Source organism: Bradyrhizobium sp. UFLA06-06 (genome assembly GCF_054820065.1).
This window is the reverse complement of record NZ_JADFUD010000176.1, coordinates 1-523: the sequence shown is the minus strand read 5'-3', so window position 1 is coordinate 523 and position 523 is coordinate 1. Positions and strand designations below refer to the sequence as shown.

The window sequence follows — 523 nt, the reverse complement described above, 5'->3', positions numbered from 1 at the left end:
GCCAAGCCGAGCGACCTGAACCGTCCGGGCCACGTGTTCCCGCTGCGTGCGCAGCCGGGCGGCGTGCTGAGCCGTCGCGGCCACACCGAAGCAACCATCGATCTGGTCTCCATGGCCGGTTTCAAACCTGCCGGCGTACTGTGTGAACTGACCAATGACGACGGCAGCATGGCGCATGCGCCGGAAGTGATTACCTTCGCCAAACAGCACGACATGGTAGTGCTGACCATCGAAGATCTGGTGGCCTACCGCCAGGCGCACGAGAAAAAAGCCAGCTGATAGCCGGCCGCTTTCAACGATAAAAAAGCCGCGTAACGCGGCTTTTTTTGTGGCTACCGCTTTGACAGGCGTTCGCCGATGCGGCTGGCGTAATTCATCACGTGGAAGGTGTAGTTCTCCTCAACCGTACCCTGGAACAGATGCGCCCAGGGGCCGATGGCGTAGATGCCGAGATCTTCCCCGCCGTGCGTCTCGCTTTTCAGCGGCACCAGTGCCGGCTGAATAAAGTCGGGCGCGGTGGTTT

The 523-nt window shown here is 60.8% G+C and carries 2 protein-coding genes; one reads left to right on the top strand and one right to left on the bottom strand.

What is annotated here, in order from left to right:
• Positions 1-279 (top strand): 3,4-dihydroxy-2-butanone-4-phosphate synthase (locus IF803_RS42570; RefSeq protein ID WP_461196176.1); only part of this gene is annotated, 279 nt, incomplete at its 5' end.
• A 53-nt stretch (positions 280-332) separates the two neighbouring features.
• On the opposite strand, the gene IF803_RS42565 is transcribed toward IF803_RS42570, so the two are convergent.
• Positions 333-523: alkaline phosphatase (locus tag IF803_RS42565; protein ID WP_461196175.1), on the bottom strand; the 191-nt coding region annotated here is incomplete at its 5' end.